The organism is Rhodoblastus acidophilus, from assembly GCF_009720655.1.
GTDB classification, from domain to species: domain Bacteria; phylum Pseudomonadota; class Alphaproteobacteria; order Rhizobiales; family Beijerinckiaceae; genus Rhodoblastus; species Rhodoblastus acidophilus_A.
This window is the reverse complement of the sequence record NZ_WNKS01000005.1, coordinates 106,005-128,151: the sequence shown is the minus strand read 5'-3', so window position 1 is coordinate 128,151 and position 22,147 is coordinate 106,005. Positions and strand designations below refer to the sequence as shown.

Sequence of the window (22,147 nt, the reverse complement as noted above, 5' to 3'; positions counted from 1 at the left end):
GCGTGCGCCTCACTTCCTCTTCTTCGGCGGGATCAGGTCGGTGATCGTGCCTTCAAAAAGCTCCGCCGCCATGCCGATGGTCTCGGACAGGGTGGGGTGCGGGTGGATGGTCAGGCCGATGTCCTCGGCTTCCGCGCCGAGTTCGATGGCGAGCGCGGCTTCCGCGATCAGATCGCCGGCGCCGACGCCGACAATGCCGACGCCAATCAGGCGCTTGCTGTCCTCGTCGAAAATCGCCTTAGTCAGCCCCTCGTCGCGGCCGAGCGACAGCGCGCGGCCCGACGCCGCCCAGGGGAACACCGCCTTGCCAAACTTTTGGCCGCTCGCCTTGGCCTCGTTTTCCGTCACGCCGACCCAGGCCACTTCCGGGTCGGTGTAGGCGACCGACGGGATCACCTTGGCGTCAAAGGCGGATTTGTGCCCGCAGGCGACTTCGGCCGCCACCTTGGCCTCGTGGGTCGCCTTGTGCGCGAGCATGGGCTGGCCGACCACGTCGCCGATCGCGAAAATGTGCCCGACATTGGTGCGCATCTGCTTGTCGACGGGGATAAAACCGCGTTCGTCCACGGTCACCCCGGCTTTTTCGACGGCGATCAGTTTTCCGTTCGGCTTGCGGCCCACGGCGACCAGAAGTTTTTCGAACACATCCTCTCGCGTCCCGTCGGGGCCCTCCAGCGTCGCGCGCAGGCCGGCGTCTTCGGCTTTCACGGCGGTCACCTTGGTCTTCAGCAAAATCTCGGCCTTCTTCGAAAACCGTTTGGACAGCGGCGTGACAATATCCTTGTCGGCGCCGGGGATGATCTGATCCATCAGCTCGACGATGGTCACTTTCGAGCCAAGCGCGGCGTAAACCGTGGCCATCTCCAGGCCGATGATGCCGCCGCCCAGCACCAGCAGTTTTTTCGGAATATCCGCCAGCGCCAGCGCGCCGGTGGAGTCCATCACGCGCGGATCGTCATGCGGAATGAAGGGCAGGGTGACCGGTTCGGAGCCGGCGGCGATGATCGCCTTGTCGAAGGAGATGATTTTTTTGCCGTCTTCGCCCGTCACCTCCAGCGTGTTCGCCGAGGCGAAGGCGCCTTGGCCGGTGACGACCGTCACCTTGCGCTGCTTCGCCATGGCGGCGAGTCCGCCGGTGAGGCGCTGCACCACGCTTTTCTTCCAGTCGCGCAGTTTTCCGAGGTCCACGGTCGGCGCGCCGAAGGAAATGCCGTGTTCGGCCATGTCGTTGGCTTCGTCCACCACCTTGGCGGCATGCAGCAGCGCCTTCGACGGGATGCAGCCGACATTGAGGCAGACGCCGCCCAGCACGTTCCAGCGCTCCACCAGCACGACCTTGGCGCCGAGGTCGGCGGCGCGGAAGGCGGCGGTGTAGCCGCCGGGGCCGGCGCCGAGCACCAGCACTTCGGCGTGAAGGTCGGCGTTGGCGGGGGCTGGGGAAGCGGCCGGTTGCGGCGCGGCGGGTGGCGGCGTTGGCGCGGCGGCGGCTTTCGCTTCGCCTTCCATCAACAACAGCACCGCGCCTTCGCCGACGCGGTCGCCCACCTTGACCTTCAGCTCCTTCACCACGCCGGCCTGCGGCGCGGGGACCTCCATGGTCGCCTTGTCGCTTTCCAGCACGACCAGCGGGTCTTCCGGCTTGATCGTGTCGCCGGCCTTGACCAGAATTTCGATGATCGGCACGTCCTTGAAATCGCCGATGTCGGGAACCTTGATTTCGATGCTCATGTCAGCCCTCGATTCCATAGCGTTTTCAAGCGAAGTGGAATCCGGTTCGCGGCAAGAAAACGCGTTCTAAAGAAAGTCCTGAGTTCCGGCGCCGTGCAGGCGCCGGAATTCAGAGGGCCAGCCGGCGGATGTCTTCCAGCACCATCGCCAGCGCCCTCGCGAAACGCGCGGCGGCGGCGCCGTCGATGACGCGATGGTCGTACGAGAGCGACAGCGGCAGCATCAGGCGGGGAACAAACTCCTTGCCGTTCCACACCGGCGCCATTCTTGAGCGCACCACGCCGAGAATGGCGACTTCCGGCGCGTTGACGATCGGGCTGAACGATGTGCCGCCGATGCCGCCGAGCGACGAAATGGTGAAGGTTGCGCCGGACATTTCCGCCGGCGACAGTTTGCCGGCGCGGGCCTTGGTCGAGAGCTCGCCAAGCTCCTTGGCGATCTGCAACACGCCCTTCTTGTCGGCGTCCTTGATCACCGGGACAACCAAGCCTTCCGGCGTGTCCGCGGCGAAACCGATGTTCCAGTATTTTTTATAAATCAGCGCGTCCTTGCTCGGGCTCAGCGAGGAATTGAAGTCCGGAAATTCTTTTAAGACCGCGACGCTGGCGCGCACCAGGAAGGGGAGAAGCGAGACGCGATAAGGCTCCTTCGCCTTCTTGCCCTCGTCGTCGAGTCTCTTTCGAAACTCTTCGAGATCGGTGATGTCGGCCTCGTCGTTCTGGGTGACGGCGGGCACGTTGAGCCAGGAGCGATGCAGGAACGGCCCCGACAATTTCTTGATCCGCGACAGCGGCTTTTCCTCGATCGGACCGAATTTGGAAAAGTCGATGGCGGGGATTTCCGGAATGCCCGCGCCCGTCGCGGCGGTCGCCGCCGGCGTGGCGCCTCCGCCCAAGAACTTGCGCACATCGTCCTTGGTGATGCGGCCCTTGTCGCCGGTCGCCGGCACCTGGGTGAGGTCGATGTCGAGTTCGCGGGCGAGGCGCCGCACGGCGGGCGAGGCGAATAGCTTTGAGAAATCCGCCATCGCGCCGCGCGGGCCGAGCAGCGGCGCCGCGCCTGATTTGACAGGCTTTTCCGGCTTGCCGGTGTCGATCTCGTCGGTGACGGCGATGGGTTCGAGCCGGCGTTCCGGCGGCGGCGCGGCGGGCATGACGGGCGCGGGGGCGGGGGCGCCCTCGGCCTCCAGCGTCAGGATGACCAAGCCCTCGGCGACGCGGTCGCCGATCTTCACCATGATCTCGCCGACCTTGCCGCTGGCGGGGGCGGGCACTTCCATGGTGGCCTTGTCGCTCTCCAGCACGATGAGCGGGTCTTCGGCCTTGATGACGTCGCCCGGCTTCACCAGCACTTCGATCACGGGCACGTCTTTGAAATCGCCGATATCGGGAACTTTGACTTCAATCTGGGACATTTGAGTGAACCTTGAGAAGAATCAGGAGAAATCTGGGAGCGCGTCCCCTCTCCCCGCTTGCGGGGAGAGGGACAGGGTGAGGGGGACTCGGGCGTTGGCCCCAATGTTTCAACCGGCGCCGAGGCCAATGCCAGACTCCCCCTCACCCCCGCCCTCTTCCCGCGCGCGGGGAGAGGGGGCAGGTCCTACACCTTTGTGGGATCGGGCTTTTCCGGATCGATCTGGTAGAGGTCGATGGCCTCGGCCACTCTCTTGGTCGGGATCAGCTGCGATTCCGCCATCACCTTCAGGCTCGCCAGCGCGACAAAATTGCGGTCCACCTCGAAGAAGCCGCGCAACTTGCGCCGGTAGTCCGAGCGGCCGAACCCGTCGGTGCCCAGCACCTTGTATTTGGTCGGCACGTAGGCGCGGATCTGCTCGGCGAAGGCGCGGATGTAGTCGGTGGAGGCGACCACCGGGCTGTCGCCAAGCGATTGCAGCAACTGGGTGATGTAGGGGGTTTTGGGCTCCTCCATCGGATGCAGCATGTTCCAGCGCTCGACATGATCGGCCTCGCGCTTGAGCTCGGTAAAGCTGGTGACGGCGACAATGTCGGCGTGAACGCCGAAATCGCGCTCCAGCTGCGCGGCGCCGGCGATCACCTCGCGCAGGATGGCGCCGGAGCCGAGCAGGGTGATGCGCTTCTCCTTCGGCGTCCCGGCCGGCGCGCGCTTGAACACATAGGCGCCGCGCACGATCCCGTCTTCCGCTCCCTCCGGCATGGCCGGATGCTCGTAATTCTCGTTGAGCAGGGTCAGGTAGAAATAGACATCCTCGTTTTCGGCATACATGCGCTTGAGGCCGTGCTGCACGATCACGGCGACTTCGTAGGACCAGGTCGCGTCGTAGGACACGCAGTTCGGGATGGTCGCCGAAAGGATGTGGCTGTGGCCGTCCTCGTGCTGAAGGCCCTCGCCGTTGAGCGTGGTGCGCCCCGAGGTGCCGCCCAGCAAAAAGCCTCGCGCGCGCATATCGCCCGCCGCCCAGGCGAGGTCGTGGACGCGCTGGAACCCGAACATCGAATAATAGATGTAGAACGGGATCATCGGCGTGTTGGAATTGGCGTAGGAGGTCGCCGCCGCGATCCAGCTCGCCATGGCGCCGGCCTCGTTGATGCCTTCCTGCAGCATCTGCCCGGAGCGGTCTTCCTTGTACCAGGACAGCTGGTCCGCGTCCTGCGGGCGGTAGAGCTGGCCGACCTGGGAAAAAATACCGTACTGGCGGAACATGCCCTCCATCCCAAAAGTGCGGGATTCGTCGGGGACGATGGGCACGATGCGCTTGCCGATGTTCTTGTCGCGCAGCAGGTGATTCAGCACGCGCACAAAAGCCATGGTGGTGGAGATTTCGCGGCCTTCGGTGTTTTTCAGTTGCAGCTCGAAGGCGGACAGCGGCGGGATTTCCAGCGGCTCGGACGTGCGGCGGCGCGCGGGCAGATAGCCGCCGAGCGCCTGCCGGCAATCGTGGAGGTAATGATCCTCTTCCGAGCCGGCGGGGAATTTGATCAGCGGCAGATGCTCGATTTCGCTGTCGGCCACCGGGATGTTGAAGCGGTCGCGGAACTGCTTCAACGCCTCCAGATTCATCTTCTTGGCCTGATGCGCCATCATCTGCGCTTCGCCGGCGGAGCCCATGCCATAGCCCTTGACCGTCTTGGCGAGGATCAGCGTCGGCTGGCCCTTGTGCTCCACCGCCGCCTTGTAGGCCGCGAAAATTTTGCGGCTGTCATGGCCGCCGCGCGTCAGCTTCCAGATTTTCTCGTCGGACCAGTCCTTGACCATGGCGGCGGTCTCGGGATAGCGGCCGAAGAATTTTTCGCGGATGTAGGCGCCGTTCTTCGATTTGAAATCCTGGTATTCGCCGTCGACGCATTCCTCCATCAGTTGGCGCAGCCGTCCCGAAAAATCGCGCGCCAGAAGTTCGTCCCAGCCCGTGCCCCACACCAGCTTGATGACGTTCCAGCCGGCGCCGCGAAAGTCGGCTTCCAATTCCTGAATGATCTTGCCATTGCCGCGCACCGGGCCGTCGAGGCGCTGCAGATTGCAATTGATGACAAAGATCAGGTTGTCGAGTTTTTCGCGTCCGGCCAGCGAGATGGCGCCGAGGGATTCCGGCTCGTCCATCTCGCCGTCGCCCATGAACGCCCAGACTTTGCGTTCGTGCGTTTGGATCAGGCCGCGTCCTTCGAGATAGCGCAGGAAGCGCGCCTGGTAGATCGCCATCAGCGGCCCCAGGCCCATGGAGACCGTGGGGAACTGCCAAAAATCCGGCATCAGCCAGGGGTGCGGGTAGGAGGACAAGCCCTTGCCGTCGACCTCCTGGCGGAAGTTCAGCATTTGCTCTTCGCTGATCCGCCCCTCCAGAAAGGCGCGGGCGTAAATGCCGGGCGAGGAATGGCCCTGGATGAAAATCAGGTCGCCGGCGTGTTTTTCCGACGGCGCATGCCAAAAGTGCATGAAGCCGACGTCGTAGAGGGTGGCGGCGGACTGGAAAGAGGCGATGTGGCCGCCGAGTTCGGACGAGACCTTGTTGGCCTTGAGCACCAGAGCGGCGGCGTTCCAGCGGATGGCGGCGCGGATTTTCGATTCAATGGCGCGGACGCCGGGGTGGTCCGGCTGGTTCTCGGGGGGAATGGTGTTGATGTAAGCCGTGTTCCAGGCGAAGGGCAGTTGCGCGCCGTTCTTGCGCGCTTCGGCCACCACTTCGTTCAAGAGCGCGTCGACGCGCTCGACGCCCTCGAATTCTTGCACGGAATTCAGCGATTCCAGCCATTCCCGCGTTTCCTGCGCGGCGTCGTTGCGGTCCATGGACTTCCTCCGGACATGAGTCTCCTCGTCCGGAAGACGGTCCTCCGGCGTCGGGAACCTCGGTTTCTTACTGGAAGGCTTTCGCCTCCTCCCCAGTTCGCGGGTTTGTCCCGCCTTGTTCTGGATCAATGTAGGCAAATTAAGCCGCAGTTTCCAATTCTGGAAATGAATTGATTTCCTGATAGCCATTCCATATGAGAATGGCATGGACCTCAAAAACCTGCGCGCCTTTGTCGAGGTGGTCCGCCAGAACGGTTTTACCGCGGCGGGCAAGGTTTTGAACGCCACGCAGTCCACGGTCAGCAAGGCGGTGCGCGCGCTTGAGGACGAGGTCGGCGTCCCCTTGCTCGACCGTCTCGCGCAAAAAAAGCCGCGCCTCACCCCGATCGGCGAGGCCGTTTACGCGCGCGCCCTGCGCCTGCTCGCCGAGCGCGACGACCTTCTCGCTGAAATCGCCGAGTTGCGCGGGTTGAAGCGCGGCGTGCTGCGGCTCGGCCTGCCGCCGGTCGGCAGCGGCATCCTGTTCGCGCCGCTGTTCGCGCAGTTTCGAAAAGCCTATCCGGGCATCGACATCCGTCTTGTGGAGCAGGGCAGCGCCCGGCTCGAGGAAATCCTGCGGCTGGGCGAGATCGATTTCGCCGCCTCGCTGTTGCCGGTGGATGAGGATTTTGAGGCCCATGAAATCCGCCGCGATCCCCTGATGACGCTTGTCGCCGCCGATCATCCGCTGGCGCGGCGCAAGACCATCTGCATCAACGACCTGCGCGAGACGCCGCTGATCCTGTTCGAGAGCGGCTTCGCGCAGAACCGCGTCATTATCAACGCATGCCATCGCGCCGGGTTCGAGCCGACGGTGGCGGCGCGCTCCGGACAGATCGATTTTCTGGTGGAGCTGGCGGCGGCCGGCGTGGGCGCGGCCTTTTTGCCGCGTCTGCTGGTGGAGAGCCACGCCCGGCGCGGCGTGGTGAGCCTCGTGCTGGACGAGCCCGGCGTCGATTGGCGCCTCGCGCTGGTGTGGCGAAAAGGCGCCTATCTCTCCGATGCGGCGCGGGCCTGGCGGGCGCTCGCCCTGGCCGCGCGATTCGATTGACGTCGTCTTTGCGGATCTTCCAATGAAGGGAAGTTACAGTCCCATTATCCGAAACAATTTTGCAACTCTATGATTGTATGTCGCAAATTTGCCGTGAATAAATCAATCGTTTGTCCGATCAAAGCCTCACTCAAGCCTACACATGACCGGTTACTACTCACGTATACAAAAGGAATTATTCTGATTCGCATTTCTTGGTCGAGGGAGGTTGTGATGGCCCGGATTCACAACGGAAATCTGCACTTTTCACGCAGGGCTTGGCTCATCGGCGGGATATCAGCGGGATGGGCGTCAGCGCTCCTGGTCGGCGAGGCCGGCGCACGCGCCAAATTGTCAAAGGAGGCCGTCCGATTCAGCGCGGCGGCCACGGACGGGAAGACCTGCCGTTCCTGTGCGCTGTTCGTGGAGCCGTCGAGTTGCACGTTCGTCGAGGGGACGATCGATCCGAACGGCTCCTGCTGGATTTGGCGCGCCAAGGACGGTTGACGCCGCCGGCGACGGGACTCCAGCTTCGCTCAAGGCTTCCCGTGTTGAATCCCGCCGCCCCGATGGACGGCGCGGAATTTTTTCGTCTTTTCGGCGACGGAGGTTGTTATGACGACGACTTATGCCGGCAATGCCAAGGTTTCACGCAGGATTTTCCTCATCGGCGGCGCGGCCGCGGGTTCGTTGCTGCCGGCTGAAGAGGCCAGCGCCCGGGTGAAACTTTCGAAGGCCGCCGTTCGCTTCGGCGCCCCGTCGGCGGACGGCAGGGATTGCCGGTCCTGCAAGCTTTTTGTGGCGCCCTCGTCATGCATGTTTGTCGAAGGGGCGACCGAACCGAACGGCTTCTGCTGGATCTGGAGCCGCAAGACCGCTTGACAGCGATGCGGCGGCGCCGCCACAAGCCGGCAGCGCAACCCGGATGATCTTGCGGCGTTGGTGAAACGCCACCGGGCGCTTCGCTTCGGAGATGACAATGTCCGCGCCGCCAGAGAACCTGTCGCTCGACATGAGCCTGCCCGACCAGGAGGCGGAAGAGCAGACTTTCGAACTCGAGCCGGATAGCGCCGGCAAGCCGCGCGTGAAAAAACTGGCGTCCGCCATCAGCGGGCGCCGCTATCGCAAGCGGCAGATGGTGCGCATTGACAGCCTGCGGCCTTCGCTCGCCGAGCGCATCCGCCGCGACCATCCGGATTTGCCGGAAAACGCCCGCATCAGCCTCGGCGAACTCGCCCGCTACCAGATGCTTTATGTCGAAGAGCTGTTGCAGCAGGAGCACGGCGAGTTCAGCGAGCTCGACCGGCAGGTCGCCGAAAGCATCGCCAACCAGGACACCATCGCCGAAAACATCGAGGACGATTTCGAGGAGCATCGCACCTTTGGCGAGCGGCTCTCGGACCATCTCGCGAGCTTTGGCGGCAGTTGGAAGTTCTTGCTCTCCTTCGCCGGGTTCCTGGCGCTGTGGATGGCCTACAACATCGCCAAGGGGGACGCCTTCGATCCCTATCCCTTCATCCTGCTCAACCTCGTTCTGTCCACGCTGGCCGCGATCCAGGCGCCGGTGATCATGATGAGCCAGAAGCGCCAGGAGGAGAAGGACCGCCAGCGCTCGTTCAACGATTATCGCGTCAACCTGAAGGCGGAGCTGGAAATCCGCCACCTGCACGAGAAGATCGACTATCTGATTTCTCGGCAATGGCAGCGCCTGTCGGAAATCCAGCAGGTGCAGATCGAGATGCTCCATCAGGGACGCCGCGAGAAGCTCAAGAGCCCGAAGACGGAAGGCGCGGCGCGCTATCGCGGCGCTTCGGCCGGAAGCGATGCGGAATGATCGCCTCTGCGCAAGCTCAGTATAAATACTGAGAAGGCCGATTTGAGCCGCAATCTGAGCCAATCGCTGCGGCAACCCGGAAAATTTTCGTCTATTGCGCTCAGAATCCCATTCGGAACGGCTGCGTTGGACCTGGAATGGCGGCGGTTGCTTTTCGGCGGGCTGAACGCTGAAGCCGCGCGTTGATGCAACGCAATGCGGAGCCAATCCCTGTGAATTCAAATCGCTTTGCTTGATTGAACCTCAGGCGGTCCTGCGCTCCGCCTGAGGCCGGATCAATGACGCATGTCCTTCTGTGAGTCGAGGAGTGGACGCCTCGCAAACGGCGCAAGGGAACAGACCCATGGGTTTCTTCGCAAGGTTGTTCGGCAGTTCCAAATCGGCGCCCAGCGCAACGGTTCCGGCCGACGGCGCGCCAAAGCCTGAAACCGAGGTCCAGGCGGCGGAACAGCCGGTCGCCAGCGCGCCGGACGCTGTGCAATCCATTGCACAAGAACCCGAGCCTGCGCCGCCCGAACAGCCGATCGAAGCGGCGTCCTCCGCGGCGCCCGAGGCCGAAGAGCCCGAGCCCGAAGACGACGAAGAGGAGTCCGAGCCGGCGCCGGAGCCGGAGCCTTTTCCTGCCCTCGCTCCGGACGAGGTGATCTATGTGCTGACGACGTTCGGCGTCGACTCCATCGATCCGACCTTCATGGCCACCAAGAAGCTATATCGGGCGGGAAGCCGCCAGGCGGCGGTCGCGTTCCTGCGGACGCAGGTCGTCACCGAACCCCTCGCCTACATCGAAGTGGAAACGCCCGACGGTCCCTTCGGAATCGACAACCGCCAGCGCGTCTTCAACACGCACGGACAGTTCGTCGATTTCTGACGCCTATCCGATGAAAACGATGTGCAGGCGTCGCGGCCCGTGGGCGCCGCGCGCCAGCACGCCCTCGATATCGGTGGTGCCGCTCGCGCCGGTGATGAAATTCACGTTGCGCGGCTGCGGCTGGCCCTTTTCGGCTGCGGCGTAGTCCTCGAAGCGGGCGACGACAGTTCGCGCCTCCAGCGCCACGATATGGTGCAGTGGCTCGAAATTGTAGAGGGTTGGCGCGTCGGGGCCGGAATGGAAGACCAGCGAACCCGTTTCGGCGATCCCGCCGCGCGCCGCGCCCACGGCCAGCATCGTGTCCGGTTTGAGCGGGGCCGGGCGCACGCCGCCCCAGTTGAGCGCGGTCAGGCGCGGATCGGGCTGCAGCGCCGCCTCTTTTTCAAGACCGTTCGTCTCGGCGTAGCGGGCGACGGCCTCGGGCAGGCCGCTCCAGTCGGCGAGCCGCTCCACAGTCGCGCCGACTTTATCCGCCGTGACCCGGGCGGTAAAATTCTCGACGAGATCAGAAAATTCCAGCGGCGGCAGGCAGGTTTTCATCGCGGCCGCCAGCTCCCGCGCCTGCGCGTCGAGCGCATCGGTCAGCAGATGTTCGGGCCGCAGGCGGCGCAGAGCCGAAAAGATCGCGTCGCGGGCGTTCATTGCTGTTCTCCCGAGGCGATCTGGGCCAGAAACGTTTGTCGTGGCGGCGTGGGGAAATCGCGCGCCTCCGTCCATGCCGATGCGAAGGGCAGTCTTGAAATCCACCCGTCCTTGCCGAGCCGCCGCAGCAGCGGCAGGGCGACCGCGAGCGCGGCGCGGTAGAGTCTTGGTCTGGTCGCGACAAACGTCCAGATTTTGAGCGCACGCTGAACTCCGGGCGGCTCGTAGCCCGCCTCGAAACTTTTGGCGCGCCAGTCGCGCAGCAGCGTGGGCAGGGGAATGTCCACGGGACAGACCGCCTTGCACAGCCCGTTCATCGTGCAGGCGTGGGGCAGGTCGCGCGTGTTTTCCAGGCCGTCGAACACGGGGGTGAGGGCCGAGCCCATCGGCCCCGGATAGGCGCCGCCATAGGCGTGGCCGCCGATCTTGCGATAGACCACGCAATGGTTGAGGCAGGCCCCGCAGCGCAGGCAACGCAGCATTTCCGGCATCTCTTCCAGCATCTGCGTGCGGCCGTGATCGACCAGCACGATGTGGAATTCCTCGGGGCCGTCGCGGTCGCCCTCGCGCTTGGGGCCGCAGTGAAAAGTCGTGTATTGGGTGAGGTCGGCGCCGGTGGCGGAGCGCACCAGCACGCGCGTCAATTGCAGCGCATGTTCCGTGGTGGCGACGATCTTTTCGATGCCGGCGGTGACGATATGCACGCGCGGCGGCGTCGTCGTCAGCTCGGCGTTGCCCTCGTTGGTGATGGTGCAGATCGCGCCGGTCTCGGCGACCAGATAATTCGCGCCGGAAATCCCGACATCCGCGCCAAAAAAATCGTCGCGCAATTCGTGGCGCGCCGAGGCCACCATGGCTTCCACCTCGGTGAGCAGCCGATGGTCGCGATGGTGTTGCTGAAACAGTCTTGACACGTCCTCGCGGGTGCGATGCGCCGCCGGCCAGATGATGTGCGACGGGGTTTCACCAGCGAGCTGGATGATGTGCTCTGCAAGGTCGGTTTCGACGCGGCGGATGCCGGCTTCGGCGAGGGCATGGGGCAGGCCGATCTCCTCGCCCAGCATGCTTTTCGAACGCGTGGCGGTTTTCGCCTTGGCCTGCCGGCAGATGTCGATGACGGCGGCGCAGGCTTCCTTGGCGTCGCGCGCCCAGTGGATTTTCGCCCCGGAGGCCAGCGCGTTGCGCTCGAACTGTTCGAGGTAATAGGCGAAATTGTCGAGCGCGTGATCCTTGATCGCCGCCGACTGTTTCCGCGCCTCGTCGAAGTCCGGCCAGGCGGCCACCGCCGCCGCCCGCTTGGTCCGCGCATTGCCGGTGGTGCGGTCGAGCGCGACCTTCAAATTCGTGTCGCCGAGCGCCTTGTGGGCCCGCTCCTTAAAGGTTCCGGCCGGCGCGTTCATGGCTTTTCCTCGCCGATGGCGTGGAGCGCGCGGCCCGCCAACAATTCGGCGGCGTGGAAGACGCGGGTCGTCGCGCCGGCGCGGCGGAGTTTTCCCGCCATATTGAGCAGGCAGCCGAGATCGCCGCCGAGCAGCAGGTCGGCGCCGGTCGCCTGGATGTTGGCCGCCTTTTCCGCGACGATGGCGTCGGAGATTTCCGAATATTTGATGCAAAACGTGCCGCCGAAGCCGCAGCAGGTCTCGTCGCCCTCCAGCGGGCGCATCTCCAGGCCCTGGACGGCGGCGAGCAGCGCCCGCGGCTGGGTTTTTATGCCGAGCCCGCGCAGGCCGGAGCAGGTGTCGTGGTAGGTCGCGCTCGCCTTGCAGGAAACGTTTGCGGGCCTGAAGCCGCGCACGTCGACGAGGAAGCTGAGCAGTTCGAACGTCTTCTCCGCGAGTGTGCGGGCGCGAAGAGACAGGGCGGGATCGTCCTTGAAAAGCTCGGGATAGGTGCGGATCATCGAAGCGCAGGAGCCGGAGGGCGCCACCAGATAATCGAAATTTTCGAAAACTTCGATCACCTGCCGCGCCAGCTTGCGCGCATTGCCGTCGTCGCCGCTGTTGTAGGCGGGCTGGCCGCAACAGGTTTGCGCCCTAGGAATCTGCACGTCGCAGCCGGCGGCGCGCAAAAGCTCCAGTGCGGAAAAACCGATGTTCGGCCTGAGCATGTCGACAAGGCAGGTCGCGAACAGACCCACCTTTGGCGCGGCTTGCCGCGCCCCTCCCGTATTTGTCATTTTTGTCGCCTGTTGTTGTCGCGCGTGAAAAATAAAGAACAACGCGCGTTCGGCCGCTTTTTTACATTCTAAGCGCAAGAGGCGACAGTGGTCAATTAAAATGACCAGACATTACGGCGCCACGAATTCCGAACGGCCCATGCGGCGCAATGCCCGGGCGACGCGGGTCTGCTCCTCGCGGATGGCGCGCAGGGTCGCCGCCGTCGATTCCATGTGCCGCGACGCGGCCTCCTTCGCGCGCTCGGGGTCGCGGGCCAGCACGGCTTCGCCGATGGCGACGTGCTGCGCCAGCAGGTCTTCGCGGGCGCCCGGATGGGTATAGAGCTGGTGACGGTTGTAGAAGACGCCGTGGCGCAGCATGTCGGCGAAGGCGCGCATGATGTGCAGCATAACGAGATTGTGAGAGCCCTCGTAGATCAGCATGTGCAAATCTGCGTCAGCCTCGGCCTCGTCGCTGGGGTCGTCCTTGACGTGGGCTTCGCGCATCTTGTCGAGGCAGGCTTTTAGCGCCTCGCGCTCCGGCTCGGTGGCGCGCAGCGCGGCGAGGCGCGCGGCCTCGCCTTCGACGAGGCCGCGATATTCGAGATAGTCGAGCAGGGCCTGGTCATTGGCCTGCATCATCGCCGCGAGTGGTTCGGTGAGCGGCGCCATGAACTGGGTGACGCATGTGCCGCTGCGATTGGTCTCGATCAGCCCCCGCCTTTGCAGCTTCTCCAGGGCTTCGCGCAGCGAGGGGCGCGAGACTTCGAGCTTTTCCGCCAGTTCACGCTCGGCCGCCAGCCGTTCGCCCGGCCGCAGCGCGCCTTCGAGGATCAATTGCTCGAGGTGGTCGGCGATGGCGTCTGAGAGTTTCAGGTTTCTGACGGGGTCCATGGTCATGCAGCGAGAAGGAGAGTCGGACCTTATCCTAGCACCGCGCAAAAGATCGGTCCAAGGAACTATTGCCAAACCGTAATCGATCCAATATGCGAGGGTGGTAAATTTAACATACCAGCTATGCGTGTGGTCAACAACTCGCAAGCTGGCGCTCCGTTCCGGGGAGGAAACATGTTCGCACAACTGCTTACGCCCTTGGGGGACAGCCTCGCGCTGTCCTTCGCCGCCGCGATCATACCGGTCGTCGTGGTGCTCATCATGCTCGGCGTCCTGCGCCGCCCCGCCTGGCAGGCGGCGGGCCTCGGCCTGATCGCCGGGCTCGCGCTCGCCATTTACGTCTGGAAGGTGCCGACCAATCTCGCGGTCAATTCCGTGCTCAACGGCGCCGTGTTCGCGCTGTGGCCGGTGATGTGGATCGTGATCAATGCGCTGCTGCTCTACAATGTCGCCGTCAAGTCGGGGCGCTTCGACGCGTTTCGCGCCTGGGTGATCGAGCATTTGCCGAACGACCGCCGCATCGTGCTGGTGGTGATCGGCTTCTGTTTCGGCGCGCTGCTCGAAGGCGTGGCCGGCTTCGGCACCCCCGTCGCCATCACCTCCTCGCTGTTGATCCTGTGCGGCTTCCCGCCGCTCGAAGCCTTGGTTTTCGTGCTGATTTTCAACACGGCGCCGGTGGCGTTCGGCGCGCTTGGCGTTCCCGTGACCGTGCTGGGCGCGGTGACCGGGCTTCCGGCGCCGGCGCTCGGCGCCATGATCGGCCGCCAGCTTCCCGTTCTCGCGCTGATCCTGCCCTTCTATGTCATGGCGGTTTACGGCGGCTGGCGCTCGATCAAGGCGCTCTGGCCGGTGCTGCTGGTTTCCGGCGGCACGTTCGCCTTCTCGCAATTCGCCGCGTCCAACTGGCTCGACTATGCGCTCACCGACGTGCTGGCCTCGCTCGGTTCGCTCGGCGGCACGCTGCTGTTCCTGATGGTGTGGAAGCCCAGGCCCGATCCGGAATTCGCCATTTCCCGCGAAGTTTTCGATGCCGAAAGCCGCGCCGACACGGCGCCGGGCGTGCCGCTGTGGCAGGGCTGGCTGCCCTGGCTGATCGTCTCGGGACTCGTGATCGCCTGGACGCATTTCGGCGTCGCCGCCGTGGGCCAGAACAAGGTCGAATGGCCCGGTCTGCACAATCTGATCTCGATCACGCTCTACAACGCCAAGCCCTACGCCGCCGTGTGGACCTTCCAGCCGCTCGGCACCGGCACGGCCATTCTGCTGGCGACCCTCATCACCGCGCTGATCGTTCGCCTGTCGCCCGCGGATTTCTTCCGCTGCATCGGCACGACGGCGAAACAGAGCTGGGTGGCGGTCATCACCGTCACCTTCATCATCGGCCTCGCCTATCTGATGAACTATTCGGGTATGGCCTATACGCTCGGCCATGGCGTGGCCTCGACGGGATGGTTCTTCGTGCTGCTGTCGCCCTTCCTGGGCTGGGTGGCGGTGATGCTGTCGGGCTCCGATACCTCCGGCAACGCCTTGTTCGGCAACTTGCAGGTGGTCGCCGCAAGGCAGCTCGACCTCAACCCGGTGCTGTTCGCCGCGACGAACTCGTCCGGCGGCGTGATGGGCAAGATGGTGTCGCCGCAAAACATCGTCACCGGCTGCACCGTGACCGGGCTGGTCAACAAGGAAGGCCTGGTGTTCCAACGCACCTTCAGCCACTCGATCATCCTGACCCTGTTCCTCAGCGTGCTGGTGGTCCTGCAACAATATGTGTTCCCCTGGGTGATCCCGGTGGTGAAATAAGCGGAATGGCGGAGGGGGCTTTCCCCTCCGCTCATCCGTGGACCGCCCTCGTGCTTCGAGACGGCTCCCTGCGGGAGCCTCCTCAGCATGAGGGTTATTCTGTTCAGAGCCAGATTCCAGGAGTCGCGGCCATGCCGCAGGTCGATTACGCCGCCCTGACCCAATCCTTCGCCAGTTTCGTCCCGTCCGAGCGCATCTACACCGATCCGCTGCGCACGCTGGCCTATGGGACCGACGCCAGTTTTTACCGATTGACGCCCAAAATCGTCGTGGTCGCGGAAAGCGAAGCCGAGGTTTTGGGATTGGTCGCGCTGTGCCGGGGGCAGGGGGCGCCTGTCACCTTTCGCGCCGCCGGCACCTCTTTGTCGGGACAGGCGGTGACCGACAGCGTTTTGATTGTGCTCGGCGAGGGATTTGGCGGTTTCGCCTATGACGACGAGGCGCAGGTCGCGCGGCTCGGGCCGGCGATCGTCGGCGGCGAGGCCAACCGCCGCCTGCTGCCGTTCAAGCGAAAGATCGGCCCCGATCCCGCCTCCATCGCCACGGCCAAGATCGGCGGCATCGCCGCCAACAATGCCTCCGGCATGTGCTGCGGCGTGGGCCAGAATTCTTACCACACGCTGGCGTCGATGCGGCTGGTCCTCGCCGACGGCGCCGTGCTCGACACCGCCGATCCCAAAAGCGTCGCGCGCTTCCGCGACAGCCACAAAGCTCTCCTTGATGGTCTCGCCGCTGTTTCGGCTGACATTCGCGCCGACCAAAAGCTTTCCGCGCGCATCGCCGAAAAATACCGGCGCAAGAACACGACCGGCTATGCGATCAACGCCCTGATCGATTTTTCCGATCCGTTGGACATACTCACCCATCTGATGATCGGCTCCGAGGGCACGCTCGGCTTTCTCTCTCGCGTCGATTATCGCACCGTGCCCGAATATGCCGACAAGGCGTCCGCCTTTGTCTTGTTCGCCGATCTGGAAAAAGCCTGTCGCGCCGTGACCGCGCTCAAAAGCACGCCGGTCGAGGCGGTGGAGCTTTTGGATCGCGCTTCGCTCGAAAGCGTCAAGACGAAGAAAGGCATGCCGGTCGATGTGGACACCCTTGGTCCCGACGCCAGCGCCCTGCTGATCGAGGCGCGCGCGCCTGACGCGGAGGACCTCGGCAGGCGCATCGCCGTGATCCTCGAAGCCATCGACGCCGCCAGCACGCTCAATGGCGTGGCGTTCAGCCATGACCCGCAAGAAACCGCGCGCTACTGGGACATGCGAAAAGGCACGTTCCCGGCGGTGGGCGGCAAGCGCCCGGCGGGGACCACCGTCATCATCGAGGACGTGGCCTTTCCGGTGGAGCGGCTCGCCGAGGCGACCATGGATCTGCGCGCGCTGATGAACGCCCATGGCTATACCGAAGCCATCATTTTTGGCCATGCGCTGGAAGGCAATCTGCACTTCGTCTTTGCCCAGGGCTTTGAGTCGCCCGACGAAATCAAGCGTTACGCCGGTTTCATGGAGGCGGTGGCCGAGCTGGTGGTCGGCAAATACGACGGCTCGCTCAAGGCCGAGCACGGCACGGGCCGCAACATGGCGCCGTTTGTCGAGCGCGAATGGGGCAAGGCGGCGACCGACGTGATGCGCCGGGTCAAGAAACTTCTCGACCCCCAAAACCTGTTCAATCCGGGCGTCGTGCTCAACGATGACGCCGAAGTGCATCTCAAAAATTTGAAACCGATGCCGGCGGTGACGCCTCTCATCGACGCCTGCATCGAATGCGGTTTTTGTGAACCGCAATGCCCCTCCAAGGGCCTGACCCTATCGCCGCGCCAGCGCATCGCCTCCTCGCGCGAAATCCGGCGGCTGCGCTGCGACGCGCCTGGCGCGCCGGAACTGGCGGCGATGGAGAAAGACTATCTCTATTTCGGCGACACCACCTGCGCGGCCTGTTCGCTGTGCTCGACGGTCTGCCCGCTGGAGATCGACGTCGGCCGCTACACCCGCAGCCTGCGCGCGCAACGGCGCGGGTCCGTGGCAAAATTGGCGGCCTACACGGTGGCGCGCAATTTCGGCGCGGTGACCAAGGCGGGGCGCGCCGGCCTGGCGCTGGGCGTGGCGGCGGAAGGCGTCGTCGGGACGACCGTGATGGCGACGGTTTCAAGCGTCGCCAACAAGGTTTTGGGGACGCCCCGATGGTCGCGGGCCATGCCGCGCCCGGCGCTCGCCACGCCCGCGCCCGCGCCGACGCCGGCCGATGGGGCGCCCGTGATTTTCTTCGAAAGCTGCTCCAGCCGGATGATGGGGCCGGCGAGCGAAGACAACAGCGAGCCGCTGGCGGTCGTGGCGGCGCGCGTGTTTGGTCGCGCCGGATTCCGGTTGGTCACGCCCGAGGGGATCGAGGATTTGTGCTGCGGCCAGCTGTTCGACACCAAGGGGTTTCCCGACGCCGCCGATCTCAAGGCGCGCGAACTGGTCGAACGTTTGGGCTCGGCGGACCCGATCCCCGTGATCTTCGACGCATCGCCCTGTGCGTCGCGCATAAAAGCGTTTTCGGGGCCGCGCTTCCAGGCGATGGACCTTTTGCAGTTCCTGCGTGAAAAAGTGGCGCCGCGCCTGACCCTGAGCAAGGCCAAAGACCCCATCGCCGTGCACGCCACCTGCACCTTGCGAAAAGCGGGGCTCGCCCCGGCGCTGATGGAGCTGGCCGGGATGTGCGCGGAGGCGGTGATCGCCCCGCCCGGTGTGACCTGCTGCGGTTTCGCCGGCGACAAGGGTTTTTATACGCCCGAGCTCAACGACCACGCCCTGCGCCATCTGTCCGAGGCGCTGCCGGACGACTGCGCCGAGGGCTATTCCACCAACCGCACCTGCGAGATCGGGCTGTCCTCGCATTCCGGGCGGCGCTACCGCTCGATCCTGCATCTGGTCGACGAGGCGTCGCGATGACTCAACGCCGGGGCCCCGGACGGCTCCAGGGCTGCCGGGGTTTCTCGTCCGAGGTCATCGCCATGATGTGGTCGAAGCCGCCGTCCGGCTTGAACAGGCAGCGCAGGTCCTTGACCCCCTCCGCCCCCTTGTCGGCCTTGGCGTCGATCGAGGCGCCCTCCGCCGTCCGGACGAGGCCGCCAAGCGTGATCGCCTTGGGCTTGACGCCATACATGGTTGCGGCGTTGGACCGGCAGGCCTCTTGCGCCGCCTGGTCGTCGCCGCCCGAAAGTTCGACCGACAGGCTGTAGCGGCAGGTCTCGTGGCGGCGGGCGGCGTTGCGCATCAGATAGACTTGCGCGCGATAGACCCCTGCCTGCGTGGGGTTTTGGCCGAACTCGTTGCCGGCGCTCGAGCCGATGTGCGCCGCCGCATCGGCGCCGGGGGCGTAGACATTGAAATAACAGGAGCGGTTCGACGGCTTGAACAGCAGGTGCAGGGTCTGTCCCTGCGCGGCGGCGATGCGGTAATCGACGCCCGCATCGCCCTTGATGGTCCCACGCACCGTCGCAAAAGTTTTTCCCGCAGGGATTTTTAGCGGCTTCACCACGTCGGCGGCGAGGGCGGGCGCAGCGCAGGCGAGGCCAAGCCCCAGGATCAGGCGAGCAATCATCGAAATTTTTCCACGCGCGAAAGTCCGCGGATGATCGCCGGGCGCGCCGGTCATGGCAAGGGGGTTGCGCTGGCGCAACGTTTTCGGCGCTGTCGCCGCTTAGAGACGAGCGTGAGGAGAGTCCGATGAACCTGCCAAAAATCCCGCTCGGCGTCGACGTGATGGACCGCGACCATTACGCGCTGGAGCACATGTTCGCCCGCACGCCGCAGATCGCCGACGACGACCTGCCCGCGCATCTCGACGCCATCCTCGCGGAAATCGCCGCCCATTTCGTCCGCGAGGAGGCGGCGATGGAGGCGGCGGGCGTGCCGATCCTGCATTGCCATCGCGGCCAGCACGCCGCGCTGCTCGAAGAGGCGGGGCGGCTTCGAAACGAATTCGCCCGCGTCGACGCTCCGGCGCGCCGCCACGCCATCTGGTTTCGTCTGGCGCGGCTGGTGTCCGATCATGTCGCCAGCGTGGACGCGATTTCGTCGCGGTTTTTCTTCGACAAGGCGGAAGAGTCCGGGGCTCCGGCGGGCCGCTGCGGCTAGGGCGGCGCGGCCAGAGGTCGCGCGCCCTTTTTCACGGGCTTTGCGAATCCTATATTCGTCGGTGACGAAAGGGATTCGCATGATCCGTACGCTGTTCGCCGCTTTTCTTGTCCTGGCCGCGCCGCTTGCCGCGCAGGCGCAAAAAATTCCGCTGAGCCGGGCCGAAATCAGCCTGAGCCTGTCGCCGGTGGTGAAGAAGGCCGCGCCGGCGGTGGTCAATGTCTATGCGCAGCGCGTCGAGCGCCAGCCGCGCAACCCGATCTTCGACGATCCCATCTTCCAGCGGTTCTTCGGCGGCCAGCGTCCCGGCGCCAAGACCTCGCAATCCCTGGGGTCCGGCGTGATCGTCGACGCTTCAGGCCTCGTCGTCACCAACCATCACGTCATCGAGGGCATGACCAGCGTCAAGGTGGCGCTGGCCGACCGCCGCGAATTCGCCGCCGAAATCGTGCTGCGCGATCCGCGCTCGGACCTCGCCATCCTGCGCATCAAGAGCGACGAGAAAAACTTTCCGGTGCTCGAAATGGGCGACAGCGACGCCATCGAAGTGGGCGACCTCGCGCTCGCCATCGGCGATCCCTTTGGCGTGGGACAAACGGTGACGCAGGGGATCGTGTCGGCGCTGGCGCGCACCCAGGTCGGCATCAGCGACTACGGGTTCTTCATCCAGACCGACGCCGCCATCAATCCCGGCAATTCCGGCGGCGCGCTGGTGGATTTGAACGGGCGGCTGGTTGGCGTCAATTCCGCGATTTTCTCGCAGACCGGCAGTTCCGTCGGCATCGGCTTCGCCATCCCCGTCAATATGGTGAAAAGCGTGGTGGCGGCGGCCAAGAACGGCGGCAAGGAGGTGCGGCGGCCTTGGCTCGGCGCCAGCCTGCAAAATTTGACGCGGGATCTGGCGGAAAGCCTCGGGTTGGACCGGCCCTCCGGGGCGCTGGTGACCGAGGTCGATCCCCATAGCCCCGCCGCCCAGGGCGGGCTGAAGCAGGGCGATGTCATCGTCGCGGTCGATGGCCAGGAGGCGGTCGATGCGGGCGGCGTCGGCTACCGGCTCGGGGCCAAGGCCATCGGCGGGACGGCGTCGCTGTCGGTGCGCCGCGACGGCAAGAGTTTGCTTGTGCCGCTGGCGCTGGCGCCCGCGCCTGAACGGCCGGCGCGGGACGAGATCAGGATCAAGGGCGAATCCCCGTTCGCCGGGGCGACCGTGGTGAACATTTCGCCGGCGACGTCAGAGGAATTTTCGATCGCCAACGCCAAGGAGGGGGTGGCGGTCGTCAATGTCGAAGACAACACGCCGGCCGCAACCGTCGGCTTCCAGAAGGGGGACATTGTTCTCACCGTGAACGGCGCCAAGATCGCCGGGACGCGCGACCTCGACCGGGCCGCGAGCCAAAGACCCTATGTTTGGCGGTTGACCATCAACCGGGGCGGGCAGGTGATCACAAGCGTGATCGGAGGGTGAGTCCTATCGATTTTTCACGGGCTTGACGGCGAGATTGGCACTAATCTTACGTCAACTATATCACGCAAGAAAGGGCTGAAATTGAATTCCACTTGATGAGAATAACGCGTGTTTCCAAGTTCAAAGAACTTTGAAGATGCATAGACGTACATTGCCTTGCCGCAATGAATGGTTATGCAGCGGCATTCAGGCTCTAGCATTCCGCACAGATTTTTGAACAGCCGCTCGTAGGTCGGTTGGCGAATCAGATGCTTATGCGCAGGATCAAAGTCGGCAATAAGAAATCCGTCGCGGTGCCAGTATAGAACTACCTTTGATCGCGCCGGCTTCCATTCGGTGTCAAGCTCACGACGATATAGCCAAAAACAGGCGAAATTCTTGCAGTCGTCTGGGCGATCTTGGTAATTGTTGCAGCCCGTGCCCGGAGTGCAATGTTTGCACCATTCGTAAGGAGGTTTCTGGAGACTGTCTATTTTCAGAATTTTGCAGCATAGAGTACAACTGTCACAATTCTTATATTCGACGAGGTTGCCGTTCTCGTCTATTGTCATTGTCATGCTCCCAAAATTGATTCTGGTGAAACAGTCGGGCCGCGCGAATTAAAGTGCCATTGAATTCCACTTTCAAGCCTATTTGCGCATGCAGAAAGATGCCTCTGAAAGTTCAATATTAAAAATAGTGCCGCCTTTCTCTTGGGGAGAAGGCGGCACCGGATGGGAGGCTCTCGGACGGGGATTAGGTTGGCCTCATCTGCTCGCCCGCACCGCGCGGGCCGCCTTCTCCAGTCGGGGAAGGCTTTTATTCCGCGCTGTCCAGGAAGCGCCGATGGGTGGCCAGCACGTTGCGGCGACCGACGAACACCAGGAACGCCAGCACGGCGGCGACCGGGACAAGGGCCAGCGCCGGGATCTTGATCACGGCGATCGCCAGATAGATCGCCACCTGGATCGCGCCCAGGCAGCCGAAGAAAATAGCCATCAGAATGGCAAGGCGAAGGAAAGGTCCACTCATTGGGGCGTCTCGCGTAGAAATCACTTGGCCTCCAGAACAATGATATAAATCAAAACCGAGCAACTTGCACGTGTTTCTTATTGTCGCAGCAAACAGCGCGCTTGCGCTGTTTGCAGGAACGCCAGATCATTGTTCCGCCGACAGCGGCGGCGCTTCCGGCGAGGCGAAACGAACACCGTCATTCCGCCCTTGGTTTGCGTCGTCGCGGTCAGTCGTCCCGCCTGGAACAATAAAAACCGTTCCATCTCAGCCGTTCGAGGCGGGCCGGGACGTCGGTGACAATGCGGCCCCCTGCCAGCGATC

Annotated in this window: 17 protein-coding genes; 8 read left to right on the top strand and 9 right to left on the bottom strand. The window is 64.1% G+C overall.

Annotated features, from left to right (window positions below):
* Positions 1 to 9 precede the first annotated feature (9 nt).
* From lpdA to aceE, 3 genes are all read right to left on the bottom strand, one after another.
* Complete coding sequence (gene lpdA, locus GJ654_RS08160) at positions 10 to 1,728, bottom strand: dihydrolipoyl dehydrogenase (protein ID WP_155445659.1); 1,719 nt, start codon at positions 1,726 to 1,728, stop codon at positions 10 to 12.
* 109 nt (positions 1,729 to 1,837) lie between these two features.
* A complete protein-coding gene (gene aceF / locus GJ654_RS08155) occupies positions 1,838 to 3,142 on the bottom strand; it encodes a dihydrolipoyllysine-residue acetyltransferase (protein ID WP_155445658.1) in 1,305 nt (434 codons plus the stop codon).
* 185 nt (positions 3,143 to 3,327) lie between these two features.
* Positions 3,328 to 5,988 (bottom strand): pyruvate dehydrogenase (acetyl-transferring), homodimeric type, encoded by a 2,661-nt coding sequence (aceE, locus tag GJ654_RS08150; RefSeq protein WP_155445657.1) that lies wholly within the window; start codon positions 5,986 to 5,988, stop codon positions 3,328 to 3,330.
* 205 nt (positions 5,989 to 6,193) lie between these two features.
* On the opposite strand from aceE, the gene GJ654_RS08145 reads away from it, so the two are divergent.
* From GJ654_RS08145 to GJ654_RS08130, 4 genes are all read left to right on the top strand, one after another.
* The gene (locus GJ654_RS08145; RefSeq protein WP_155445656.1) at positions 6,194 to 7,078 is read left to right on the top strand and encodes a LysR family transcriptional regulator; all 885 of its coding nucleotides are present in this window, start codon (positions 6,194 to 6,196) and stop codon (positions 7,076 to 7,078) included.
* 594 nt (positions 7,079 to 7,672) lie between these two features.
* The gene (locus GJ654_RS08140; RefSeq protein WP_155445655.1) at positions 7,673 to 7,939 is read left to right on the top strand and encodes a hypothetical protein; all 267 of its coding nucleotides are present in this window, start codon (positions 7,673 to 7,675) and stop codon (positions 7,937 to 7,939) included.
* A gap of 130 nt (positions 7,940 to 8,069) precedes the next feature.
* Positions 8,070 to 8,891: a DUF1003 domain-containing protein gene (locus GJ654_RS08135; protein ID WP_196305477.1), complete on the top strand. Its 822-nt coding sequence runs from the start codon at positions 8,070 to 8,072 to the stop codon at positions 8,889 to 8,891.
* A 343-nt stretch (positions 8,892 to 9,234) separates the two neighbouring features.
* The gene (locus tag GJ654_RS08130; protein ID WP_155445653.1) at positions 9,235 to 9,759 is read left to right on the top strand and encodes a hypothetical protein; all 525 of its coding nucleotides are present in this window, start codon (positions 9,235 to 9,237) and stop codon (positions 9,757 to 9,759) included.
* Between the two features lie 3 nt (positions 9,760 to 9,762).
* On the opposite strand, the gene GJ654_RS08125 is transcribed toward GJ654_RS08130, so the two are convergent.
* The 4 genes from GJ654_RS08125 to GJ654_RS08110 form a co-directional block, all read right to left on the bottom strand.
* Positions 9,763 to 10,401 carry a LutC/YkgG family protein gene (locus GJ654_RS08125; protein WP_155445652.1) on the bottom strand — a complete coding sequence of 213 codons (639 nt, stop codon included), beginning with the start codon at positions 10,399 to 10,401 and terminating at the stop codon, positions 9,763 to 9,765.
* Positions 10,398 to 11,801: a lactate utilization protein B gene (locus GJ654_RS08120; protein ID WP_155445651.1), complete on the bottom strand. Its 1,404-nt coding sequence runs from the start codon at positions 11,799 to 11,801 to the stop codon at positions 10,398 to 10,400. The genes GJ654_RS08125 and GJ654_RS08120 overlap by 4 nt, the downstream gene beginning before the upstream one ends.
* Positions 11,798 to 12,577, bottom strand: a complete 780-nt coding sequence (locus tag GJ654_RS08115; RefSeq protein ID WP_155445650.1) for a (Fe-S)-binding protein — start codon at positions 12,575 to 12,577, stop codon at positions 11,798 to 11,800. The genes GJ654_RS08120 and GJ654_RS08115 overlap by 4 nt, the downstream gene beginning before the upstream one ends.
* 111 nt (positions 12,578 to 12,688) lie before the next feature.
* Positions 12,689 to 13,450, bottom strand: a complete 762-nt coding sequence (locus tag GJ654_RS08110) for a FadR/GntR family transcriptional regulator (RefSeq protein WP_210350813.1) — start codon at positions 13,448 to 13,450, stop codon at positions 12,689 to 12,691.
* A gap of 174 nt (positions 13,451 to 13,624) precedes the next feature.
* Between GJ654_RS08110 and GJ654_RS08105 the strand changes: the two genes are divergently transcribed.
* On the top strand, positions 13,625 to 15,247 hold the full coding sequence (locus tag GJ654_RS08105; protein ID WP_155445648.1) for an L-lactate permease: 1,623 nt from the start codon (positions 13,625 to 13,627) through the stop codon (positions 15,245 to 15,247).
* Between the two features lie 131 nt (positions 15,248 to 15,378).
* Positions 15,379 to 18,180, top strand: coding sequence for an FAD-binding and (Fe-S)-binding domain-containing protein (locus GJ654_RS08100; RefSeq protein WP_155445647.1), 2,802 nt, complete (start codon positions 15,379 to 15,381; stop codon positions 18,178 to 18,180).
* Between the two features lies 1 nt (position 18,181).
* On the opposite strand, the gene GJ654_RS08095 is transcribed toward GJ654_RS08100, so the two are convergent.
* The gene (locus tag GJ654_RS08095; RefSeq protein WP_155445646.1) at positions 18,182 to 18,832 is read right to left on the bottom strand and encodes a hypothetical protein; all 651 of its coding nucleotides are present in this window, start codon (positions 18,830 to 18,832) and stop codon (positions 18,182 to 18,184) included.
* Positions 18,833 to 18,957: 125 nt separating this feature from the next.
* Between GJ654_RS08095 and GJ654_RS08090 the strand changes: the two genes are divergently transcribed.
* On the top strand, positions 18,958 to 19,368 hold the full coding sequence (locus tag GJ654_RS08090; protein ID WP_155445645.1) for a hemerythrin family protein: 411 nt from the start codon (positions 18,958 to 18,960) through the stop codon (positions 19,366 to 19,368).
* Between the two features lie 79 nt (positions 19,369 to 19,447).
* Positions 19,448 to 20,833, top strand: coding sequence for a DegQ family serine endoprotease (locus tag GJ654_RS08085; RefSeq protein WP_155445644.1), 1,386 nt, complete (start codon positions 19,448 to 19,450; stop codon positions 20,831 to 20,833).
* Between the two features lie 798 nt (positions 20,834 to 21,631).
* On the opposite strand, the gene GJ654_RS08080 is transcribed toward GJ654_RS08085, so the two are convergent.
* Positions 21,632 to 21,811, bottom strand: coding sequence for a hypothetical protein (locus tag GJ654_RS08080; protein WP_155445643.1), 180 nt, complete (start codon positions 21,809 to 21,811; stop codon positions 21,632 to 21,634).
* Positions 21,812 to 22,147: the final 336 nt, after the last annotated feature.

Excerpts from the sequence above, each read along its gene's own strand:
- lpdA (WP_155445659.1), bottom strand. The coding sequence starts at position 1,728 with ATGAGCATCGAAATCAAGGTTCCCGACATCGGCGATTTCAAGGACGTG.
- aceF (WP_155445658.1), bottom strand. The coding sequence starts at position 3,142 with ATGTCCCAGATTGAAGTCAAAGTTCCCGATATCGGCGATTTCAAAGAC.
- aceE (WP_155445657.1), bottom strand. The coding sequence starts at position 5,988 with ATGGACCGCAACGACGCCGCGCAGGAAACGCGGGAATGGCTGGAATCG.
- GJ654_RS08145 (WP_155445656.1), top strand. The coding sequence starts at position 6,194 with ATGGACCTCAAAAACCTGCGCGCCTTTGTCGAGGTGGTCCGCCAGAAC.
- GJ654_RS08140 (WP_155445655.1), top strand. The coding sequence starts at position 7,673 with ATGACGACGACTTATGCCGGCAATGCCAAGGTTTCACGCAGGATTTTC.
- GJ654_RS08135 (WP_196305477.1), top strand. The coding sequence starts at position 8,070 with ATGAGCCTGCCCGACCAGGAGGCGGAAGAGCAGACTTTCGAACTCGAG.
- GJ654_RS08130 (WP_155445653.1), top strand. The coding sequence starts at position 9,235 with ATGGGTTTCTTCGCAAGGTTGTTCGGCAGTTCCAAATCGGCGCCCAGC.
- GJ654_RS08125 (WP_155445652.1), bottom strand. The coding sequence starts at position 10,401 with ATGAACGCCCGCGACGCGATCTTTTCGGCTCTGCGCCGCCTGCGGCCC.
- GJ654_RS08120 (WP_155445651.1), bottom strand. The coding sequence starts at position 11,801 with ATGAACGCGCCGGCCGGAACCTTTAAGGAGCGGGCCCACAAGGCGCTC.
- GJ654_RS08115 (WP_155445650.1), bottom strand. The coding sequence starts at position 12,577 with ATGACAAATACGGGAGGGGCGCGGCAAGCCGCGCCAAAGGTGGGTCTG.
- GJ654_RS08110 (WP_210350813.1), bottom strand. The coding sequence starts at position 13,450 with ATGGACCCCGTCAGAAACCTGAAACTCTCAGACGCCATCGCCGACCAC.
- GJ654_RS08105 (WP_155445648.1), top strand. The coding sequence starts at position 13,625 with ATGTTCGCACAACTGCTTACGCCCTTGGGGGACAGCCTCGCGCTGTCC.
- GJ654_RS08100 (WP_155445647.1), top strand. The coding sequence starts at position 15,379 with ATGCCGCAGGTCGATTACGCCGCCCTGACCCAATCCTTCGCCAGTTTC.
- GJ654_RS08095 (WP_155445646.1), bottom strand. The coding sequence starts at position 18,832 with ATGATTGCTCGCCTGATCCTGGGGCTTGGCCTCGCCTGCGCTGCGCCC.
- GJ654_RS08090 (WP_155445645.1), top strand. The coding sequence starts at position 18,958 with ATGAACCTGCCAAAAATCCCGCTCGGCGTCGACGTGATGGACCGCGAC.
- GJ654_RS08085 (WP_155445644.1), top strand. The coding sequence starts at position 19,448 with ATGATCCGTACGCTGTTCGCCGCTTTTCTTGTCCTGGCCGCGCCGCTT.
- GJ654_RS08080 (WP_155445643.1), bottom strand. The coding sequence starts at position 21,811 with ATGGCTATTTTCTTCGGCTGCCTGGGCGCGATCCAGGTGGCGATCTAT.